13 protein-coding genes are annotated in these 18165 nt (G+C 65.9%); 9 read left to right on the top strand and 4 right to left on the bottom strand.

Annotated features, from left to right (window positions below; genetic code table 11):
• Positions 1-98: 98 nt before the first annotated feature.
• A complete protein-coding gene (locus NOF55_RS02540) occupies positions 99-1541 on the top strand; it encodes a YncE family protein (RefSeq protein WP_306409737.1) in 1443 nt (480 codons plus the stop codon).
• A gap of 110 nt (positions 1542-1651) precedes the next feature.
• Here NOF55_RS02540 and NOF55_RS02545 read toward each other — a convergent pair whose 3' ends face one another.
• On the bottom strand, positions 1652-2491 hold the full coding sequence (locus tag NOF55_RS02545) for an alpha/beta hydrolase (protein WP_306409738.1): 840 nt from the start codon (positions 2489-2491) through the stop codon (positions 1652-1654).
• Between the two features lie 109 nt (positions 2492-2600).
• On the opposite strand from NOF55_RS02545, the gene NOF55_RS02550 reads away from it, so the two are divergent.
• Together NOF55_RS02550 and NOF55_RS02555 are read left to right on the top strand one after the other, a co-directional pair.
• Positions 2601-3677: a FecCD family ABC transporter permease gene (locus NOF55_RS02550; RefSeq protein WP_370868877.1), complete on the top strand. Its 1077-nt coding sequence runs from the start codon at positions 2601-2603 to the stop codon at positions 3675-3677.
• Positions 3674-4462, top strand: coding sequence for an ABC transporter ATP-binding protein (locus NOF55_RS02555; protein WP_306409740.1), 789 nt, complete (start codon positions 3674-3676; stop codon positions 4460-4462). Before NOF55_RS02550 ends, NOF55_RS02555 begins: the two co-directional genes overlap by 4 nt.
• 10 nt (positions 4463-4472) lie before the next feature.
• Here the strand turns inward: NOF55_RS02555 and NOF55_RS02560 are convergent, their stop codons facing one another.
• A complete protein-coding gene (locus tag NOF55_RS02560; protein WP_306409741.1) occupies positions 4473-6032 on the bottom strand; it encodes a cytochrome b/b6 domain-containing protein in 1560 nt (519 codons plus the stop codon).
• Between the two features lie 361 nt (positions 6033-6393).
• Here NOF55_RS02560 and NOF55_RS02565 point away from each other — a divergent pair, with 361 nt between their 5' ends.
• From NOF55_RS02565 to NOF55_RS02590, 6 genes are read left to right on the top strand one after another with little or no spacing between them, the layout of a single operon-like run.
• Positions 6394-7401, top strand: a complete 1008-nt coding sequence (locus NOF55_RS02565; protein WP_306409742.1) for an isochorismate synthase — start codon at positions 6394-6396, stop codon at positions 7399-7401.
• A complete protein-coding gene (locus NOF55_RS02570) occupies positions 7398-9026 on the top strand; it encodes a (2,3-dihydroxybenzoyl)adenylate synthase (protein WP_306409743.1) in 1629 nt (542 codons plus the stop codon). The genes NOF55_RS02565 and NOF55_RS02570 overlap by 4 nt, the downstream gene beginning before the upstream one ends.
• Before the next feature lie 4 nt (positions 9027-9030).
• On the top strand, positions 9031-9666 hold the full coding sequence (locus NOF55_RS02575; protein ID WP_306409744.1) for an isochorismatase family protein: 636 nt from the start codon (positions 9031-9033) through the stop codon (positions 9664-9666).
• Between the two features lie 12 nt (positions 9667-9678).
• Complete coding sequence (locus NOF55_RS02580) at positions 9679-9951, top strand: phosphopantetheine-binding protein (RefSeq protein ID WP_306409745.1); 273 nt, start codon at positions 9679-9681, stop codon at positions 9949-9951.
• A complete protein-coding gene (locus NOF55_RS02585; RefSeq protein ID WP_306409746.1) occupies positions 9938-13867 on the top strand; it encodes a non-ribosomal peptide synthetase in 3930 nt (1309 codons plus the stop codon). Before NOF55_RS02580 ends, NOF55_RS02585 begins: the two co-directional genes overlap by 14 nt.
• Positions 13864-14628 carry a 2,3-dihydro-2,3-dihydroxybenzoate dehydrogenase gene (locus NOF55_RS02590; RefSeq protein WP_306409747.1) on the top strand — a complete coding sequence of 255 codons (765 nt, stop codon included), beginning with the start codon at positions 13864-13866 and terminating at the stop codon, positions 14626-14628. Before NOF55_RS02585 ends, NOF55_RS02590 begins: the two co-directional genes overlap by 4 nt.
• A gap of 13 nt (positions 14629-14641) precedes the next feature.
• Here NOF55_RS02590 and NOF55_RS02595 read toward each other — a convergent pair whose 3' ends face one another.
• Positions 14642-17020 carry a putative bifunctional diguanylate cyclase/phosphodiesterase gene (locus NOF55_RS02595; RefSeq protein ID WP_306409748.1) on the bottom strand — a complete coding sequence of 793 codons (2379 nt, stop codon included), beginning with the start codon at positions 17018-17020 and terminating at the stop codon, positions 14642-14644.
• Positions 17007-18050 (bottom strand): polyamine ABC transporter substrate-binding protein, encoded by a 1044-nt coding sequence (locus NOF55_RS02600; RefSeq protein WP_306409749.1) that lies wholly within the window; start codon positions 18048-18050, stop codon positions 17007-17009. Before NOF55_RS02600 ends, NOF55_RS02595 begins: the two co-directional genes overlap by 14 nt.
• Positions 18051-18165 lie beyond the last annotated feature (115 nt).

Below are 18165 nucleotides of genomic sequence, written 5' to 3' on the forward strand. Positions count from 1 at the left end.
CAAATCGCAAGGGGGAGGACGTGATAACCTCACTCGATATTGTTCATCACGCCACCAGGAAATTGGTGCTGGGGTCAGACTGAAATGGAGAGCAAGTAATGAAGACCGTTGCCTATCGTTTAATGTTGTTAACGACAATCCTGGCGTCGGGGTATTCCTATGCCAACGCGCAATCGGTCTTTTCGACTGCGCCGGAACCGGAGTTTCAGGGTAGCGTTTCGGCTTCCTCCGCAGAGCGCGGCCAGCCCATCTATGCCGGCAGCGAGATCACGCTTTCCGGCGATCGTTTCGCGCCCGGCCAGGAGGTGACGATCTGGCGCGGCGCGACGCAGCTCACCACGGAACCGCTGAAGGCGGACGGCGAGGGCAAGTTCAGGTGGAGCGCGACGATCCCCGATGATGCGGCGGTGGGGCAGCATTATCTGGTGGTCAACGCGGAGAACCCCGCGGCGTCCTCCGTGTTCAAGGTGAAGGTCTCGCCGAAGGTCGACCTGTTCGGCGACGACAAGTTCGTCCTGACCGGCAGCAAGCTCGTGCGTGGCCTCTATCAGGCAGCCTATAGCGACAAGAACGATGCCCTGTTCGTCACCGCCGCGGTCGGCCGCCCGCCGGTCAAGGAATCGGCTCTCGTGAAGATCGATCCGGCGACGCTGGAAATCTCCGCCCAGATTTCGCCGGAAGCGGCGCCCGCGCCGGAGCGCGGCGCAGGCCCTGCCGGCGGACCCGGCGCCGGCCAGGAAGGCCCGCGGGAAGGCGGCGTTTTCGCCGTCTACGGCATCGGTCTGGACGACAGCAAGGACACCGTCTGGGTCACGAACACGCGTCAGAACACGATTGCCGTCTACAAGCAGTCTGACCTGTCGCTGGTCAAGCAGTTCGAGCCGAGCGCGATAAGCCATCCGCGTGATGTGGTGGTCGATGAAGCCCGCGGCCATGCTTACGTTTCGGCAGCCCGCACCAACGTCGTGGCCGTCGTCGATACCAATACGCTGGAAATCGTCAAGAATATCGAGATCCGCTCGGGCAAGCGGGGCCGCGAACAGTTCGGCGCGGCCAGCCTGGCAATCGACGAGGCGGCCGGCAAGCTCGTGACGGTCAGCCTGACCACCAACGAACTGGCGATCATCGACCTCGAAACCCAGAATGTCGAGAAGGTCATCCCGGTCAAGGGTGCCCTGTCGGCCATCGGCGTGGCTTACGATCATGACAGCAAGCGCGCCTTCGTCGCGTCGCAGGGCAGCGACAACCTCGCGATCGTCGATACCGACAGCGGCGAGACGCTGCATACCGTGCCGGTCGGCGCCGGCGCTCTGAGCGTTACCTTCGATCCGGTCAACCACCTTGCTTTCGTCAGCAACCGTGGCGCAGGCACCGTGACCGTCGTGTCTCCGGACGGCGAGATCGTCGCCAACCTGGACGGCGGCAGCAACCCGAACCACGTCATTGCCGACGGCAAGGGCAATGTCTACGCGATCAACAAGTCGCGCGGCGAGGACGATCCGACGGGCGACCGCATCTCCAAGATCGAGCCGAAGTCGTAAATCCGGGCCAGAAGAACCGGAATACCGGCGGCGCCAGCTTCATTGCTGGCGCCGTTTTCGTTTGCGGAATCTGGAAGCGGACTGGGTGGGGCGGAGGAAACGCGTCCTCGCTACCCGTTCCTGGCGAAGGCCGGCAGGAGGGGAAGGGTTGCCGGAAGCGTGGCGGCGTGTCCCAGTCCTTCGAGGACCCGGGAGGTGACGGAGATGTTGTTCCGCTGCGAAAGCCGCCGGATCATCTCCAGCGTGTGCGGGGCGGGGCCTTGCCAATGCGGGCCGGCCGGACTGGAGCGGCGTTCGCTGTCGCCGAGCGTGATGAGAACGTCATGAGGCTCGCCCGGATCGCCGGTCTTCGCCTCGAGTTCCAGCATGATTTCATCGCCCCACCAGATCGACGGGCTGGCGGCCGCGATGTGGCGGAATGCGCCGGGGCGCTTCAGCAGCGTGTAGAGCGCGAACATGCCGGCCAGCGAATGGCCGAAGAGCATGCGGCGGGCGGGATCGACCGGCAGACCTGCTTCGACGCTTTCGCGGATCGGCCCGGTAAGCCGTTGCAGGAAGGCGCCGGCACCGCCGATCAGGCGGTCGGGCCGGTTCGGATCGGGATAGGGGTCCCCGGCATGGCGCGCTGGTGTGTAATCGCGCGAGCGGGCCGGCGGGTCGAAGCGAAGGTCCGTATCGTGCCCGATCCCGGCGAGGATCAGGCCGCTTGCGGCGGCGAGCTGCCCGGCATCCATGAGGTCGAAGGCGGCGTTGCCGTCGAGCAGGTAGAGGATCGGAAAGCCGCCGGCGGGCGGCGAGGATCGGGGAACGGCCAGAAACAGCCGGTGGGCGACGCCGTCGGCGGCGATTGTCCGGCGGGAAAGGCTGTGTGTCGGATGTTCGTTCCGGAACAGCGCCAGTTCGGCAACCGGCGGCGGAGGGCGTATGAGGGTGGACGGCGAATTCGTCATGATCGCGCATTATCGTCAATCATGTGTCATCGAGTCAATAATTGACTATGCCGGTCGCCTGTCGCATATGCTGCGGCCGGGCGCGGTCGATCCGCAACGCTGAAAAATCATGCACTGGGCGGAATCAGTCTTGCCAGCCATCCGAGAGACTCCATCAGACGTCGAAGGCTACACGCGCATCGTCTATCGCCGGGTGGCGCTGGTGGTGCTGCTCGGCGTGGCGATGGCGGCGGCTTTCGTCGCCGACCTGGTGACGGGCCCCTCCAGCCTGTCGGCCGCCGAAGCGCTGCGCGGGCTTTTCGCACCGGACGGACTTTCCCCGTCCGCGCGGGTCATCATATGGGATGTGCGGCTTCCGCAGGCGCTGATGGCGGTGCTGGTGGGGGCAACCCTGTCGCTGGCCGGTGCCGAAATGCAGACCATTCTCAACAATTCCCTCGCCAGCCCCTTCACGCTCGGGGTGTCGTCGGCCGCTTCGCTCGGCGCGGCGCTGGCCATCGTGCTCGGCGTCGGGGTTCCCGGCTTTGACAATGCGTGGCTCGTCTCGACCAATGCATTTCTCTTCGCCTTCGGCTCCGTCCTGCTGCTCCAGTCGCTCGCGGGCCTGCGCGGCACGGGCCCCGAAACGCTGGTGCTTTTCGGCATCGCTATGGTCTTCACCTTCAATGCGCTGGTGGCGCTGATCCAGTTCATCGCGAGCCAGGAGGCGCTGCAACAGCTCGTCTTCTGGAGCATGGGATCGCTGACGCGCGCCAACTGGGAGCGGCTGGGCGTGCTCGTCGTCGTGCTCGCCGTCGTTTCGCCGCTTGCCGTCATGGATTCGTGGAAGCTGACGGCGCTGAGGCTCGGCGAGGACCGCGCGCGTTCGTTCGGCATCGGCGTCGGGCGACTGCGGTTCATGTCGCTGCTGCGGGTCAGCATCCTCGCCGCGACGGCGGTCGCCTTCGTCGGAACGATCGGCTTCATCGGCCTGGTCGGCCCGCATATCGCCCGGCTGCTTCTGGGGGAAGATCATCGTTTCCTTCTGCCGGGAAGCATGCTGACCGGCGCGCTGGTGATGTCCCTGTCGTCCGTGGCCAGCAAGGTTCTCGTGCCCGGCGCGGTGCTGCCGGTCGGCATCGTCACCGCCCTGATCGGCGTGCCGTTCTTCGTGGCGCTGATTTTTCTGAAGCGGGAACGGGTATGAGCGCGCCGGTCCATCGCCTGAGCGTTGCGGATTATTCGGTCGGCTATCCCGGCCGGCACGTCGTTTCCGGCCTGTCGCTGCCGCTCGTGCGCGGCGGTGCCCTGACGGCGCTGGTGGGGCCGAACGCGGCGGGCAAGACCACGCTCCTGCGCGGCCTGGCGGGCCTCATCCGCTCGCAGGGCTCCATAGAGGTCGACGGGCGCGAATTGCATGGCCTGTCGGCATCCGCCTATGCCCGGCACGTGACCTACATGCCGCAGGCCCTGCCGCAGCGCGTTGCGCTGAGCGTCTACGAGGCCGTCCTTTCGGCCCTGCATGCGACCCCGCCCGAGGGCACGAGCAAGGCCGACCTGCGCCGGCGGGCCTTCGAGACGCTGGAGCGCCTCGGGATCGGCGATCTGGCGCTTGCGCCGCTCGACCGTCTTTCCGGCGGCCAGCGCCAGCTTGCGAGCCTGGCGCAGGCGATCGCGCGCCAGCCGTCGGTCCTGTTGCTGGACGAGCCGACCAGCGCGCTCGATCTCCGATACCAGCTCAAGGTCATGAGCGTCGTGCGCGACCTGGCGCGCGAGCGCGGCATGGTGACGATCTTCGTCCTCCACGATATCGCGCTTGCCGCCCGCTGGTGCGAACGCGTCATCGTGCTGTCGAACGGCAGGGTGGCTGCGGACGGGACGCCGGCCGAGGCCATTACGCCGGCGATGTTCGCCGAGGTCTACGGCGTCGAGGCGCGTGTCGAGCGCTGCTCGCACGGCCATGTCCAGATCATGGTCGACGGCCTGCTCTGACCGGGCGCTGTCAGAGGTCCATCCAGTTGATGCCTTCGAGCGGAACGGCGAGGAACCGCGCGTTGATCTCGTGCAAGGTGCCGTCGAGGTCGATGCCGTCGAAGAGGTCGGGACGGATCCATTTCGCCAGCGCTTCCATCGTCAGGACGTCGAGCGGGCTGTTGAGGAGTTGGTGGGCGATGCCATGCACATGGCCCTCGCGCACGGCCTTCAGGCTGGATATGCCATTTCGTCCGGCGACGCGCTCCAGCGTGTCGTGGACGCGCTGCCTGTCGTAGCCCGGGCCGATCAGCAGGCCGTTGGTGCCTTCCATGTGAGGGCCGCCGGTGGCGATATAGACGTCGGGATCGGCCTCGATCACGAATTCCAGGCTGAGGACGCCGGTCACGCCCTTGATGGCCGCGCTTCCGATGTTCTCGCCGCCGGCGAACTCGATGTAGTTGCCGATATTGCCCGTGCCGGGCGAGGCGCAGCACTCGTCGGTGCGCGCGGCATGCGGCTCCAGGAAGACACGGGGCCGCTCTCCGGTCGATGCGGCAAGTGCAGACGTGATCGCATGGGCGCGTTCGCTGCGAAAGGCGATGAAGTCCTCGGCCTGTTCCGTGCGGCCGGTCACTTGTCCGAGAAAACGCAGGCTCGGTTCGAGGTTTTGCAGGGGCTGGTTGAAGAAGTCGATGATGGCGACGGGAACGCCGCCTGCCTCGATCTGCCTGATCTGTTCTTCGGAGGGCTGCGAGGTGAGCGAGAAGATCGCAAGGTCCGGTTCGGCCGCGAGCACCTGTTCCACGGAAAGATTGCCGGCGGAACTGGCGATCTGGTGCAGCGTCTCGATGGCGGGGAATGTCTGGCGGTACTGCTCGTAGACGGCCGGGCCGATGCGGTTGATGTCGCGCGGCCAGGCCGACAGCAGGCTGACGGGATCGGGGGCGATCAGGGAGAGGGCAATGAGATATCGGCCGTCGTCGATGGCGATGCGCTGTGCCGGTTGCTCAAGCCTGACCTGACGGCCCAGAACGTCCGTGGCGATCACCTGGGCGTTCGCTTCGGGCGAACAGATCATCGCGCCGGTCAGGACGATGGTGGCGAGGCTCGACGGCAGCATGCGCGACAGCAACCCGTCGCGGCGAATGAACTGGTGCCAGAGCGCGGCGGCGGCATGCAGGACGATGATCGCGAAAATCACCCCGGTGAGTGTCACATGCAGATCGCGGGGCCAGCGGCCGAGCGTCTTGCCGAAGGCGGTGATCGTCAGAAGGCCGAGGATCGGCTGGATCAGGATGGCCAGATACAGAAGCCCGTGGGTGGCGCGCGCGGCGATGACCGTCGGCCGGTTCATGCCTGCCGGCAGCGGCGGGGCCGGATGCGTCAGCCGCCAGCCGATGCGGAAGACGGCCAGTGCCAGAACGGTGCTGCCCAGCACGATATGCGCCCGGAAGAGATACATGCGCGGCGGCGAGCCGCGTTCGAAAATGCCCCAGATCCAGCCAGTCGCAAAAAGGGCGATGATCAGTATGGCCATCGTCCAGTGAAGCCAGATCGAGACCCGATCGTAAGTGTGCCTTTCCTGCATCGCTATTCCTTTTCGTCGACGCCGTGGCCATGCCATTTCGTCGTGCAAGATTACAGAATTTTAAGTTGACAGGATTGATCATCTTTTTATTCCTGCCTATATGGTGGCCGCCGGCGTTTATGCCGCGCCTTGAGAGCAATCGTCAATCTATCCCATGCGAATGCTTTGGGAAAGTAAATAATTCAGGGGGTTTTGCGGCAAATTTAGTCGCATTTACTTTGCTATGGAAAGTTTTTATCTCAAATCAGACGATTTGTGCTTGAGGGCAGAAGGTATAAATCGGCGGCTGACAAGAGGTAATGCGTCCTCTTTGGCGGCCCGGGCGAATGCTTTCTTCAGCGAATTTCAGGACGGGGTGCGGTTGCTGGCCGGTGTGCTTCCGTTCGACCGCGAAGCCGACGATTATCTTTTCCAGCCGGCCGGCTTGGAACGGGTTGCCGGGCCGCAGGCGGCGCCGGATCGCGCGGCTTTCGCCGGCGACGGCAAGTGGATCGTCTCGCAGGAGCCGCCCGCCGCCGACTACGCCGCGGCGGTCGAAAGGGTTCTCGAGGAGATCGGGCGCGGCGGCGGCGAACATCCGCTGCAAAAAGTGGTTCTGTCGCGCAGCCTGAATATCCGGGCCTCCGCCCCGGTCGATCCGGGCGCCCTGCTGCGCCGTCTTTCCTCCGATGCCAGCACCGTGACGTTCTCCGCATCGCTGCCGTCGCGCGAGGGAATGCCGTCGCGCTTGATCGGCGCCACCCCGGAACTGCTCGTTTCGCGGCAGGGGGAAACCATCGTCTCCCACCCGCTGGCGGGCTCGGCCCGGCGCCGTGCGGACCCGGCCGCCGACCGGCAATCCGCCGAAGCGCTCGAACGATCCGACAAGGACCGGCGCGAGCATCGCGCTGCGGCGGAGGCCGTGTTCGATGCGCTGGCGCCCTATTGCAGCGCGCTTTCCGCGCCGGATGGCACGGCATTGCGCGCCACGGCCACCATGTGGCATCTGGGAACGCGCATCGTCGGCCGGCTCAGGGACCGGGACACGCCGGTGGCCGAACTTGTCGCGGCGCTTCATCCGACCCCGGCGGTCTGCGGCCTGCCGCGCGACCGGGCCGCGGCGCTGATCCGGGAGGTCGAGGGATACGATCGCGACTTCTATGCCGGCGCCGTCGGCTGGATGGACGATCGCGGCGATGGCGAATGGTATGTCGCTTTGCGTTGCGCACAGCTCTCCGGTTCGCATATACGGCTCTATGCGGGTGCCGGTATCGTGGCCGGATCGGACCCGCTGGCGGAGGTGGACGAGACCTCGGCCAAGTTTCTGGCCATGCTGAATGCGCTGGGCGTCGACGAGCAGGGGCGCCCGCTGGGGGAGAAGGCAGCGTGATTCCAGTTCATCAGGATTTTCCGGTCGAGTTCGCCGAGCGCTATCGCGCGGCCGGATACTGGCGGGGCGAAACCTTTCCGGCCTTCATCCGCGAACGCGCGGCTGCGTTTCCTGACCGGGTGGCCGTCATCGGCGGGGAGCAGCGCTGGACCTATGGCGAGTTGCTCGGCCGGGCGGAAGCCGCCGCTGCCGGTTTTCTCGCCCTCGGCCTCAAGCCGGGCGACCGTGTCGTCGTGCAGATCCCCAACATTCCCGAATTCCTGTCGGCGGTCTTCGGCCTGTTCATCGCAAGGCTGATCCCGGTCTATGCCCTGCCGGCGCACCGGCTGACCGAGATCGTGCATTTCGCCCGGAAGTCCGATGCTTGCGCCTATGTGATCGCCGCCGGCCATGACGGCTTCGACTATCGGGCGCTGGCGCGTGAGGTCGTCGCCGAGGTGCCGGACATCCGCCATGTGGTCGTGATCGGCGATGCGCAGGAGTTCACGCCTTTCGCCTCCTTTGCGGCCGACCCGTCGCTGGAGTTTGCGCTGCCGTCTCCCTCCGAGGTGGCGTTCCTGCAAATCTCGGGCGGCAGCACGGGCCTGTCGAAGCTCATTCCGCGCACCCACGACGATTATATCTACAGTTTCCGCGCCAGCGCGGACATCTGCGGGCTCGACGAGACCAGCGTCTATCTCTGCGCGCTGCCTGCGGCGCATAACTTCCCGATGAGTTCGCCCGGCTATTTCGGCGCGCTTTATGCCGGCGGGCGCGTCGTCCTGTCGCCGTCGCCATCGGCCGAGGCCTCCTTCGCGCTGATCGAGCGGGAAGGGGTGACGATCACCGGTCTGGTGCCACCGCTGGCGCTGCTCTGGCTTCAGGCGGCGGCGCGGACGAAACACGATCTTTCCAGTCTTCAGGTGTTGCAGGTGGGCGGGGCGAAATTCATGCCGGAATCCGCCAAACGTGTGCGCCCGGTGCTGGGCTGCACCTTGCAGCAGGTGTTCGGCATGGCCGAGGGGCTGGTGAATTACACCCGCCTCGACGATCCCGAGGACGTCATCGTGGAGACGCAGGGGCGCCCGATCAGCCCGGACGACGAGGTGCTGATTCTCGACGATGCCGGCAATCCCGTTCCGGAAGGCGAGCCGGGCAACCTCCTGGTGCGCGGTCCCTACACGATCCGCGCCTATCACAACGATCCGGGCGCCAATGCCCGCTCCTTCACCGCGGACGGCTTTTACCGCACCGGCGATGTGGTGAAGCGCACGCCCGAGGGCAATCTGGTCGTGCAGGGCCGCGCGACCGACCATATCAATCGCGCCGGCGAGAAGATCTCGGCGGAAGAGATCGAGGATCATCTCCTCGCCCATCCCGATGTGTTCGATGCGGCGGTCGTGTCCGTTCCCGACGAATTTCTCGGCGAGCGAAGCTGCGCGTTCATCATCGCCCAGGGCGAGCCGCCGAAAGCGTCCGCTATTAAGGCGTTCATGCGCACCCGCAACCTCGCGGACTTCAAGGTGCCGGACCAGATCGTCTTCGTGAGCGCGTTCCAGACGACCGCCGTCGGCAAGATCAGCCGCAAGGAACTGCGCGCGGCGCTGCGCGAGAAATTCCTCGAAGGCCAGCGCGGAAAGGCGTGAGACGATGGGACTGCCGAAGATCGCATCCTACGAACTGCCGCGCGCCGACGAGCTTCCCGCGCCGCGCGGGCCGTGGAAAGTCGAGACGGACCGTGCGGCACTGCTGATCCACGACATGCAGAACTATTTCGTCGGCGCCTACGCGTCCGATACCGCGCCCATCGCGCCGGCCACGGCGAATATCGCCGCGCTGGCCGCCCATTGCCGTGCCCGGGGCATCCCGGTGTTCTACACGGCCCAGAACGGTGATCAGGACCGGCGTGATCGCGGGCTCCAGGCGGACCTGTGGGGTCCGGGCATGGGCTCGGCCCCGGAGCATCAGTCGATCGTGCCGGCCCTGACGCCTCAACCCGGCGATATCGTGCTGGTCAAGCACCGCTACAGCGCCTTCCAGCGTAGCAATCTGGAAACGCTGATGCGCGCCCGCAAGCGCGATCAGCTTCTGGTGACGGGCATCTACGCGCATATCGGCTGCCTGATGACGGCCGCCGAAGCCTTCCAGCGCGACATCGAGACGTTCTTCATCGCGGATGCGCTCGCCGATTTCAGCCGGGCCGAACACGACATGGCGGTCAAATGGGTCGCGGGACGTTGCGGCGTGCCCATGACCACGGTAGAAGCCGTTGCGGCGCTGGCCTGACGGAGAGGGATCATGACCATAACACTCGAACGGATGCGCGCGGACATCGCAGCGCTGGTCCATCTGGAGCCCGAGGAAATCGGCCTGGACGACAATCTCATGGATCTCGGCCTCGATTCCATGCGGCTTCTCAACCTCATCATGATGTGGGAGCAGGCCGGCGTGGATCTCGATTTCGGCACTTTCGCCGAACGCTTCACGCTTGCGGCCTGGTGGGAGGCCGTCGAGGCGCGCCAGGGCGGCCAGGGTGACGCCGATGCGGAAGCCGCCGATGGCGTTCGGTAAGGAAATCGAAGCCGGCACGGCGGACGATACGGGCGCCGGCCTGACCGAAGCGCAGTCCGGCCTGTGGTACTTCCAGCGCATCGAGCCGGAAAACCCGATCCTGAACACCGGGCAGTACATCGAAATGCGCGGAAGCCTCGATGTCGCGGCGTTCCGCACGGCCGTCGACCGGATGGTCGCGGAGGCGGATGCGCTGGCGCTGCGTTTCACGGAGACGGGCAACGAGGTTCGGCAGGTGGTCGACGAGGACCATCGTCCCTGGCTGGAGGTGGCAGACCTTACCGGCGAGGCCGATCCCGAGGCGGCGGCGCTTGCCGACATGCGCCGCGACACCGCCACGCCGCTCGACCCGGAAAAGGACAGGCTGGTGCTGTTCCGGCTCTACATCCTCTCCGGCAATCGCGCCTTCTGGTACGAGCGGGCGCATCACCTCGTCATCGACGGCTACGGCTGGGTGCTCGTCACCAACCGCGTAGGCGAGATCTATTCGGCGCTGGTGAACGGTGTCGAGCCGGGTCCGGCGCTGCGTCCGCTCACGCTGGCCGTCGAGGACGACGCGACCTACCGCGCTTCCGAAAAACGCGAAACCGACCGTGCCTGGTGGCTGGAGACGATGTCCGGCATGCCGGAGGTCGCGAGCCTTGCATCCGGGCGTGCCGTCTCGGCCCAGGATTTCATCCGCCATACGATCCGCCTCGACGCCGGACGCCTCCGGCCGCTGACGGCGCTGGCCGAACGGGCGAGCGTGACGTGGCCGGATGCGCTCACCGCCCTCGTCGCCGCCTATTGCCAGCGTTTCGCCGGCGCGGCGGAAACCGTCGTCGGCGTGCCGCATATGGGCCGTCTGGGCAGCCCGACGGCGCGCGTGCCCTGCATGTGGATGAACGTCCTGCCGCTGCGGGTCCGGCCCGATGAGGATATTCCCATCGGGGAATGGCTCGCCGGCGTGTCGAAGGATCTGGTCAAGGCGCGGCGGCACGGGCGCTATCGCAGCGAGCAGTTGCGCCGCGATCTCGGCCTGATCGGCGGCCACCGCCGGCTGTTCGGGCCGATGGTCAACGTCCAGCCCTTCGACGTTCCACCGAAGATGGCTGGTCTTGATGTGACGCTGCACATTCTCGGCGCCGGCGCGGTCGATGACATCACCTTCACCTTCCGGGGCGACCCGAAGGATGCGACGATCTTCGAGGTCGACGCCAATCCCGGCCTTTATTCCCGCGCGGATGCGGCGGCGCATGCGCAGCGGCTGCTGGCCTTTCTCGACCGTGCCTCGGAGGCTGCGGCCCTCGCCGAAGTGCCGACGGCAAGCCCGGATGAGGCGCGGCGCTTCCTCTTCGATCTCAATGCGACGGACCATGCGGTGCCCGACACCACGCTCGTCGCGCTGATCGAGGAAACCTTCCGCGCAACGCCCGGTGCGACGGCGCTCGTCTTCGAGGGCCACACGCTCACCTATGCAGACCTCGACCGGCGTTCCGCAGCACTCGCTGCACAGCTTGCATCGATGGGCGCGGGACGCGAGACCATCGTCGCAGTCGCCCTGCCGCGCTCGCTGGAACTGGTCGTGGCGCTGGTCGCGATCCTGCGCGCCGGCGCGGCTTACCTGCCGCTTGACCTCGACCATCCCGACGAACGCATAGCCCGCATTCTCGCCTCCGCCGGGCCCGTCGCCGTGCTGGCCCTTGACGCAGATGCCGGGCGGTTCGGGGAAAAGGTGCTGGCCGTTTCGCGCTGGGCGCCGGAGGGACAGGCGGCGCCGAGCCCGGCCCGGCCCGGCGACGCGGCCCGGCCGGACGACATGGCCTATGTCATCTACACGTCCGGCTCGACCGGCGAGCCGAAGGGCGTGGTGATCGAGCATCGCGCCATCGTCAACCGTCTCGTCTGGATGCGCGACCATTACGGCGTCGACGCTACGGATCGCATCCTGCAAAAGACGCCCGCCACCTTCGACGTGTCGGTCTGGGAGTTCTTCCTGCCGCTGATCGCGGGCGCGACCCTCATCGTTGCGCCGCCCGGCGCGCATCGCGATCCGGCGGCGATTGCGGCATTGATCCGCGACGAAAGGATCACGACGCTGCATTTCGTGCCGTCCATGCTGTCGGCCTTCCTCGCCTCTCCGGCCAGCCGGGGGCTCGTCGTGAAGCGCGTCTTCTGCTCCGGCGAGGAACTGACGGCCGACCAGTGCGAGCGTTTCCACCGGACGCTGTCCGCCGAGCTGCACAATCTCTACGGCCCGACCGAAGCCGCCGTCGATGTCAGTTCCTGGCCTGCGACCCGCGACGACCGCTCGCTTCCCGTGCCCATCGGCTTTCCGGTCTGGAACACGCGGCTCTACGTGCTCGACGAACGCCTGCGGCCCTTGCCGGCGGGTGTCGCGGGCCACCTCTATCTCGGCGGTGTACAGCTTGCGCGCGGCTATCTCGGCCGGCCCGATCTCACGGCAGAACGCTTCCTGCCCGATCCCTTCCGCCCCGGCGAGCGCATCTACAAGACCGGCGATCTCGCCCGCTTCCGCGAGGACGGCGCGGTCGTCTTCCTCGGCCGCTCCGACCATCAGGTGAAGATCCGCGGATTGCGCATCGAACTCGGCGAGATCGAGGCGGCGATCATGGCTTCCGGCCTGGTGCGCGAGGCGGGCGTTGTCGCCCGCGAGGATCGGCCCGGCGACAGGCGCATCGTTGCCTATCTCGTTCCCGGCGACGGCTTCGGGGAGGCGGCGTTGCGCGCCCATCTCACCCGCACGCTGCCGGATTACATGATGCCCTCGGCCTTCGTCGAATTGCCCGCCCTGCCGGTCACGGCCAACGGCAAGCTCAACCGTGCCGCCCTGCCGGCGCCCGCCTTCCGGCACGAGGGTGCAAGCCGCCCGGCCACACCGACCGAAGCGGCGGTCGGGGCACTCTTCGCAAAAATTCTCGGCCTGCCCGAACCGGCGGGGCCGGAGGCCGATTTCTTCGCGCTCGGCGGCGATTCGCTCTCCGGCGTCCATCTCGTTCTTGCCTTCGCCGAACGCTTCGGTTTCGATCCCGGCCTCGGCGCGCTGTTCGAGCGGCCCACGGTCGCGGCCCTTGCCGCGCTGGTGGATTCAGGCGTCGTGGGGCCGGACGAGGGGCTCGGGCCGCTGATCCGCCTCGCGGAAGGCAAGGCCGGCAATCCGCCGCTCTTCCTTGTCCATCCGGCGGGCGGTATCGCCTGGGGCTATCGAACGCTGGCGCGGGCGCTGGCTGCCGGCCGGCCGGTCTACGGTCTTCAGTCGCCCGCGCTCGATCCGGCGGCACCCATGCCGGAAAGCCTCGCGGTGCTGGCCTCCGGCTATGTTGAGCGCATCCGCGCCGTGCAGCCGCAAGGCCCCTATCACATCGGCGGCTGGTCCCTCGGCGGCATCATCGCGCAGGAAATGGCGGCGCAGCTTCAGGCCGCCGGCGCGCAGGTCGGCGTCGTCGCCCTGCTCGATTCCTATCCGGCCGATTGCTGGCGCGCCGAGCCCGAGCCGAGCGAGGTGGATGCGCTGCGGGCGCTCATCGTCATCGCCGGTCACGATCCGGAAAAACATCCCGATCTCGTGACCCGCGAGGCGATTTTCGATTTCCTGCGGCAAGGCGACAGCCCGCTCGGAAACCTGCCGGCCAGCGCGCTCGAAGGCGTGGTGCGCGTCGTTCCCGACACCAACCGCCTCGTGCGCGGGCATTTCCATTCGCACTATGGCGGAGTGCTGACACATGTGCTGGCCGCCCTCGATCACGAGGGCACCGATCTCAGGCCGGAACTGTGGCTCGCCTATGCGGACGGGGTGGACGTGATCCCGGTGCCGTTCCTGCACCCGCAGCTCACCTCCGCCAGGGCGGTGGAACTGATCGCGCCGCATCTGGCGGAGCGGTTGCGGTCGTTTGACAGAACAGAGGATGAAACATGATGCGCGACACGGGTCTTGCAGGCAAAATCGCACTGGTGACGGGAGCCGGCGGAGGCATCGGTGCCGCGGTTGTCCGGCAGTTACTGGAGGAAGGCGCCCGCGTTGTCGCGATCGACCTTGAAGCGCCCGGTCTCGTTGCTAAGGACAATCTGCGCGCGGAGGCGCTGGACGTGCGCGACAGCGCCGCCGTCGAGGCGCTGGTCGGGCAGGTCGAGCGGGAATGGGGACCGATCGACCTCGGCGCCAATGTCGCCGGCATTCTGGCGACGGGGCTGATTGCCGAAACCGACGATGCCACATGGCGCAACGTCTTCGCCGTGAACACCGACGGCGTGTTCCACGTCTCCCGGGCGCTCGCCCGCCGCATGACGCCGCGCCGGCGCGGATCGATCGTCACCGTCAGTTCCAACGCTGCCGGCATCCCGCGCCACGCGATGGCGGCCTATGCGGCGTCGAAGGCGGCGACGACGATGTTTACCCGCTGCCTCGGGCTGGAACTCGCGCCGCACGGCATACGCTGTAACATCGTCGCGCCCGGATCGACGCTGACGCCGATGCAGACCGGCATGTGGGCCGACGACCAGGGTGCGGCGCGTGTCATCGCGGGCTCGCTGGAAACCTACAAGGCCGGCATTCCGCTTGGAAAGCTCGCCACGCCGGAAGACGTCGCCGACGCCGTGGTGTTCCTGCTCTCGGACCGGGCCGGCCACATCACCATGAGCGATCTTTATGTCGATGGCGGCGCCACCCAGCGCGCCTGAGCCGGATCGGCGTTCAATCGCGGTGACGGGCCGACCACTCCATCGGTAGGCGGCGGGGCAGACGGCCGGCGCCGCCCGAAGCTTCCGCAGCATCCGCCCTGCCGGCGAGCAGGTCCTCCAGCGGGACGGCCGCACCGACGCCGTGTCCCTCGAACAGATCGCATCCCGCCAGGGCCAGCAGGGTCTGGGTGAGCTTGTCGCGAACCCCCTGCGCCACGACCACGCAGCCGCGCGAGTGGCACAGATCGATGATGGCGTTCAATGTGAGCGTGTCGCGGCCGTCATGGATCTTCCCGACCAGATCGCGGTCCAGCTTCACCGTATCGAGCGGATATTCCAGGATCTGCTTCAATGACGTGAAGCCGGCGCCGAAATCGTCCAGCGCTATCCGGAAGCCGGCGTCCTTCAGGCCCTGCACGACGGCCTTCACCTTCTCCGGCGCCCCGATGGAGAAGGTTTCGGTCAGTTCCAGTTCGATCGACGATGCCGGAACGCCGTTTTGCCCGATGGCCTGGAGGGCATGGTCGATGATGGCGCTCGACCGCAGTTCGGCTGTCGAGATGTTGATGCCAAGCAGGAGGCCGTCGCCGAACACCTGCTGCAATTGCCTGAGATCGCCGGTTGCCTTTTGCAGGACCCACCTGTCGATCTTGGAAAACAGGGCATTCGTTTCGGCCAGCGGGATGAATTCGCGCGGCGACACCTCGCCCAGTACAGGCGAGGTCCACCGCAAAAGCGCTTCGCACCGGGTGATGACGCCGCTTCTCGACACGATGGGCATGTAGACGAGGGAAAATTCCTCGTCCGGATCAAGCCGTTGCAACTCCGCCCTGATCTGCTGGATGCGCCGGTCGCCGTCGGCGAAGGCGGAGGAATACCGGGTGATGCGGTTCTTGCCTGACGCCTTGGCGTGATACATGGCCTTGTCGGCGGAGGAGACGAGCTGTGTCAGCGATCGGGCGTCCGCCGGAAAGCTGGCGATGCCGATGCTGGCGCTGACCGGATAGGTCTCGCTTCCCACGGCAAGCCCGTCGCGGAACAGATCGACGATGCGCGCGGCGATCTCCGCCGCCCTGTCCGCCGTCCCGGTGTCCTGAAGCAGGATCGCGAACTCGTCCCCCGACAGGCGCGCGAGCCCCGGTGCCTCCGCCGGGCCTTCCTGACGGCTGGCGGCAAGGATTTCGCGGGCCAGCAACGTGAACCGTTGCAGCACCGCGTCGCCGGCGGCATGGCCGAAGGTGTCGTTGACGAACTTGAAGTTGTCGAGGTCGATGAACAGCAGGCTCAGGCACTCCCGCGCGGCGCGGGCGTCCTCGATCATGCCCTTGCCGACGAGCGTGAAGCGGGAGCGGTTGCTGATACCGGTCAGGCTGTCGGTCCACGAGGCGGTCTGTACCTTGTCGAGCGTGTCGAGCGCCTGATCGTGCAACGTCTTGATATTGGTGGTCAGGCGCTCTATCTCGCCGCGGCCCGTCATGCGGTCGAGATGCAGGCGGCGGCCCGACAGGATGTCCGTGACCTGACTGTCGAGCACCGCAATCGGTTTGGTGACGATGCGCCGGATCAGGAACAGGAGCAGACCCACGGAGCCGAAGCTCAGCAGCAGGCATGCGATCGCCAGGGTGGCTTTCAGTGATTGCAGGCGCGCGGCGAGATAGGCATCCGTGAGCGGCAGACCCAGCTTCAGATTTGCCAGGACGCTGCTCACCGCCATGAATTGCCCGCCATCTCCGGTGATTTCCGGCGCGATGACCAGTGCCGTACCGTATTCCTTCTCCAGCTTGTCCTTCATTCTCAGGAAGTCGCGGGGCCGGACGGCGGCCTGGACGATGAAGGCCTCGTCCCTCTGGGTTGCGAAGGCATTCGAGAAAGTGGTCCGGTCGAGGAGGGCGGTGTGGATGATCAGCGGCCCGCCCTCGTCCTGGACGAATTCGTCCGACGAGGTCGCGACCCCGCTCAGCCGCCGCGTTGCCGTTTCGATCTGCACGGAAGGGATCGAGGCGAACGGGTCGTCGCTCTTTTCAAAGTAGTAGGCGACGGACAGATCGTTCTGGAGGATGGCGAAGGAGACGAAGCGGCTCGAGTTGCTGGAGAAGAACTCGATGCCTTCCTGCACCCTGACACCGAGCGCCGTGGTCCTGAAGCTTTCGTCGGCCTCGCGCATGAAGGCGCGCACGGCATCGCCCGTCTGCATCATGAAGACCAGATTGCGGGCGAAATCCAGATCCTGATCGAACAGCGATTGCAGCCGCTCCATCTGCCTGGAGAGACGGGCGGTTTCGCCCCTCTCGATGCTGTCGCGTTCCAGCCAGTAGACGGATACGGCAATGAGGATGTTGCTCAGCAGGACCACCGGCAGGATGATCGCGGAGGCCCGCCTACCGAGCGTCATGAAGGCCCGTGACCGCGCTGACGATGCGCTTGCGCAACTGGATGATCGGTGCCGAATACTCGTAGTAGAACTGGCTGGCCGCGACGATCTCCTCCGGCGGGAATATCTCGGGATTGTTTTTCATCTCGTCCGGGAGAAGGGGAATGGCCGTTTGGTTGGCGGTCGGCATCGAAAGATCGATGGCGTTCCGGACGGCGATGTCGGGCCGGTTGATGAAATCGAGGAACTGGACCGCGAGATCGCGGCGCGGCGATTTCGCATTGGCCGCCAGACAGTCCACCCAGATCACGCTTCCCTCCTGCGGCAGCACGTATTTCCACGGCTTGCCGGATATCTCGCTCAGCGTGAACTGGTCGCCGCTATAGGCAAGCGCCATGTGGAGCTGGTCGCCGATGGCCGCGTCCTGCGAGGACGTCATGATGTAGTCGTAGGTGCGGACGGATGGTGCCTGCGCCTTGAGCATCTCGAAGGCTTCCTTCAGTTCGTCCTCGTTCTCCGAACTGACGGATTTGCCCGCCAGAATGAGCGGCGGAGAAAGAAGATCGTCATAGCCCGTCACCATCGCCAGATGGCCGGACAGGTCCGCGGAAGGTTCGAGCAGGTCGTTCCACGACGTCGGCGCCGTCTCGATCTTGTCGGAGCGGTAGACGATCCCGAGCGTTCCCCAGAAATAGGGTAGACCGTACCCCACGCATCGCTCGCGCCATCGCGCAACCGAGTGCCTCGCAGACGGCACCGTCTCGTCCGACACCTCGACCAGCATGCCGTTGCGAGAATAGAGGCCGGTGATGTTCTCGTTGAGGATCGCAAGGTCGATATTGCTGTTGGGGTCGGCAAGCAGACGGTCGCGGTCGTCGCCGTTGTCGTAGTAAATCTGCCGGATCTGGACGCCGGTTTCTTCCGTCCACGTCTCCAGGACTTTTTCGGAAATGTATTGTTCCCAGATCAGAAGATTGAGTGTTTCTGCCCTCGCAATTGCGGGAAATACAGATGCGGCGAGCAATGTGCCTGCAAAAAATATTTTTTCCATGATTGTCCCCCTTTTGACGAAGGACAGCATGGTTCTCTGAAAAAAGAGCTAAGCCTCACGAAAGGATTTGAGGCTTATTTCGGTATTTAGAGGTTGATGGCTGCGGTTTCATTGC

It is taken from the genome of Ectorhizobium quercum (genome assembly GCF_026552795.1).
Taxonomy (GTDB): Bacteria; Pseudomonadota; Alphaproteobacteria; order Rhizobiales; family Rhizobiaceae; genus Ectorhizobium; species Ectorhizobium quercum.

What these genes read in the sequence shown, in the direction of transcription:
- NOF55_RS02560 (WP_306409741.1), bottom strand. Translation starts at nt 6,032, where the DNA reads ATGCAGGAAAGGCACACTTACGATCGGGTCTCGATCTGGCTTCACTGG.
- NOF55_RS02590 (WP_306409747.1), top strand. Translation starts at nt 13,864, where the DNA reads ATGATGCGCGACACGGGTCTTGCAGGCAAAATCGCACTGGTGACGGGA.
- NOF55_RS02575 (WP_306409744.1), top strand. Translation starts at nt 9,031, where the DNA reads ATGGGACTGCCGAAGATCGCATCCTACGAACTGCCGCGCGCCGACGAG.
- NOF55_RS02580 (WP_306409745.1), top strand. Translation starts at nt 9,679, where the DNA reads ATGACCATAACACTCGAACGGATGCGCGCGGACATCGCAGCGCTGGTC.
- NOF55_RS02545 (WP_306409738.1), bottom strand. Translation starts at nt 2,491, where the DNA reads ATGACGAATTCGCCGTCCACCCTCATACGCCCTCCGCCGCCGGTTGCC.
- NOF55_RS02555 (WP_306409740.1), top strand. Translation starts at nt 3,674, where the DNA reads ATGAGCGCGCCGGTCCATCGCCTGAGCGTTGCGGATTATTCGGTCGGC.
- NOF55_RS02585 (WP_306409746.1), top strand. Translation starts at nt 9,938, where the DNA reads ATGGCGTTCGGTAAGGAAATCGAAGCCGGCACGGCGGACGATACGGGC.
- NOF55_RS02595 (WP_306409748.1), bottom strand. Translation starts at nt 17,020, where the DNA reads ATGACGCTCGGTAGGCGGGCCTCCGCGATCATCCTGCCGGTGGTCCTG.
- NOF55_RS02540 (WP_306409737.1), top strand. Translation starts at nt 99, where the DNA reads ATGAAGACCGTTGCCTATCGTTTAATGTTGTTAACGACAATCCTGGCG.
- NOF55_RS02550 (WP_370868877.1), top strand. Translation starts at nt 2,601, where the DNA reads ATGCACTGGGCGGAATCAGTCTTGCCAGCCATCCGAGAGACTCCATCA.
- NOF55_RS02600 (WP_306409749.1), bottom strand. Translation starts at nt 18,050, where the DNA reads ATGGAAAAAATATTTTTTGCAGGCACATTGCTCGCCGCATCTGTATTT.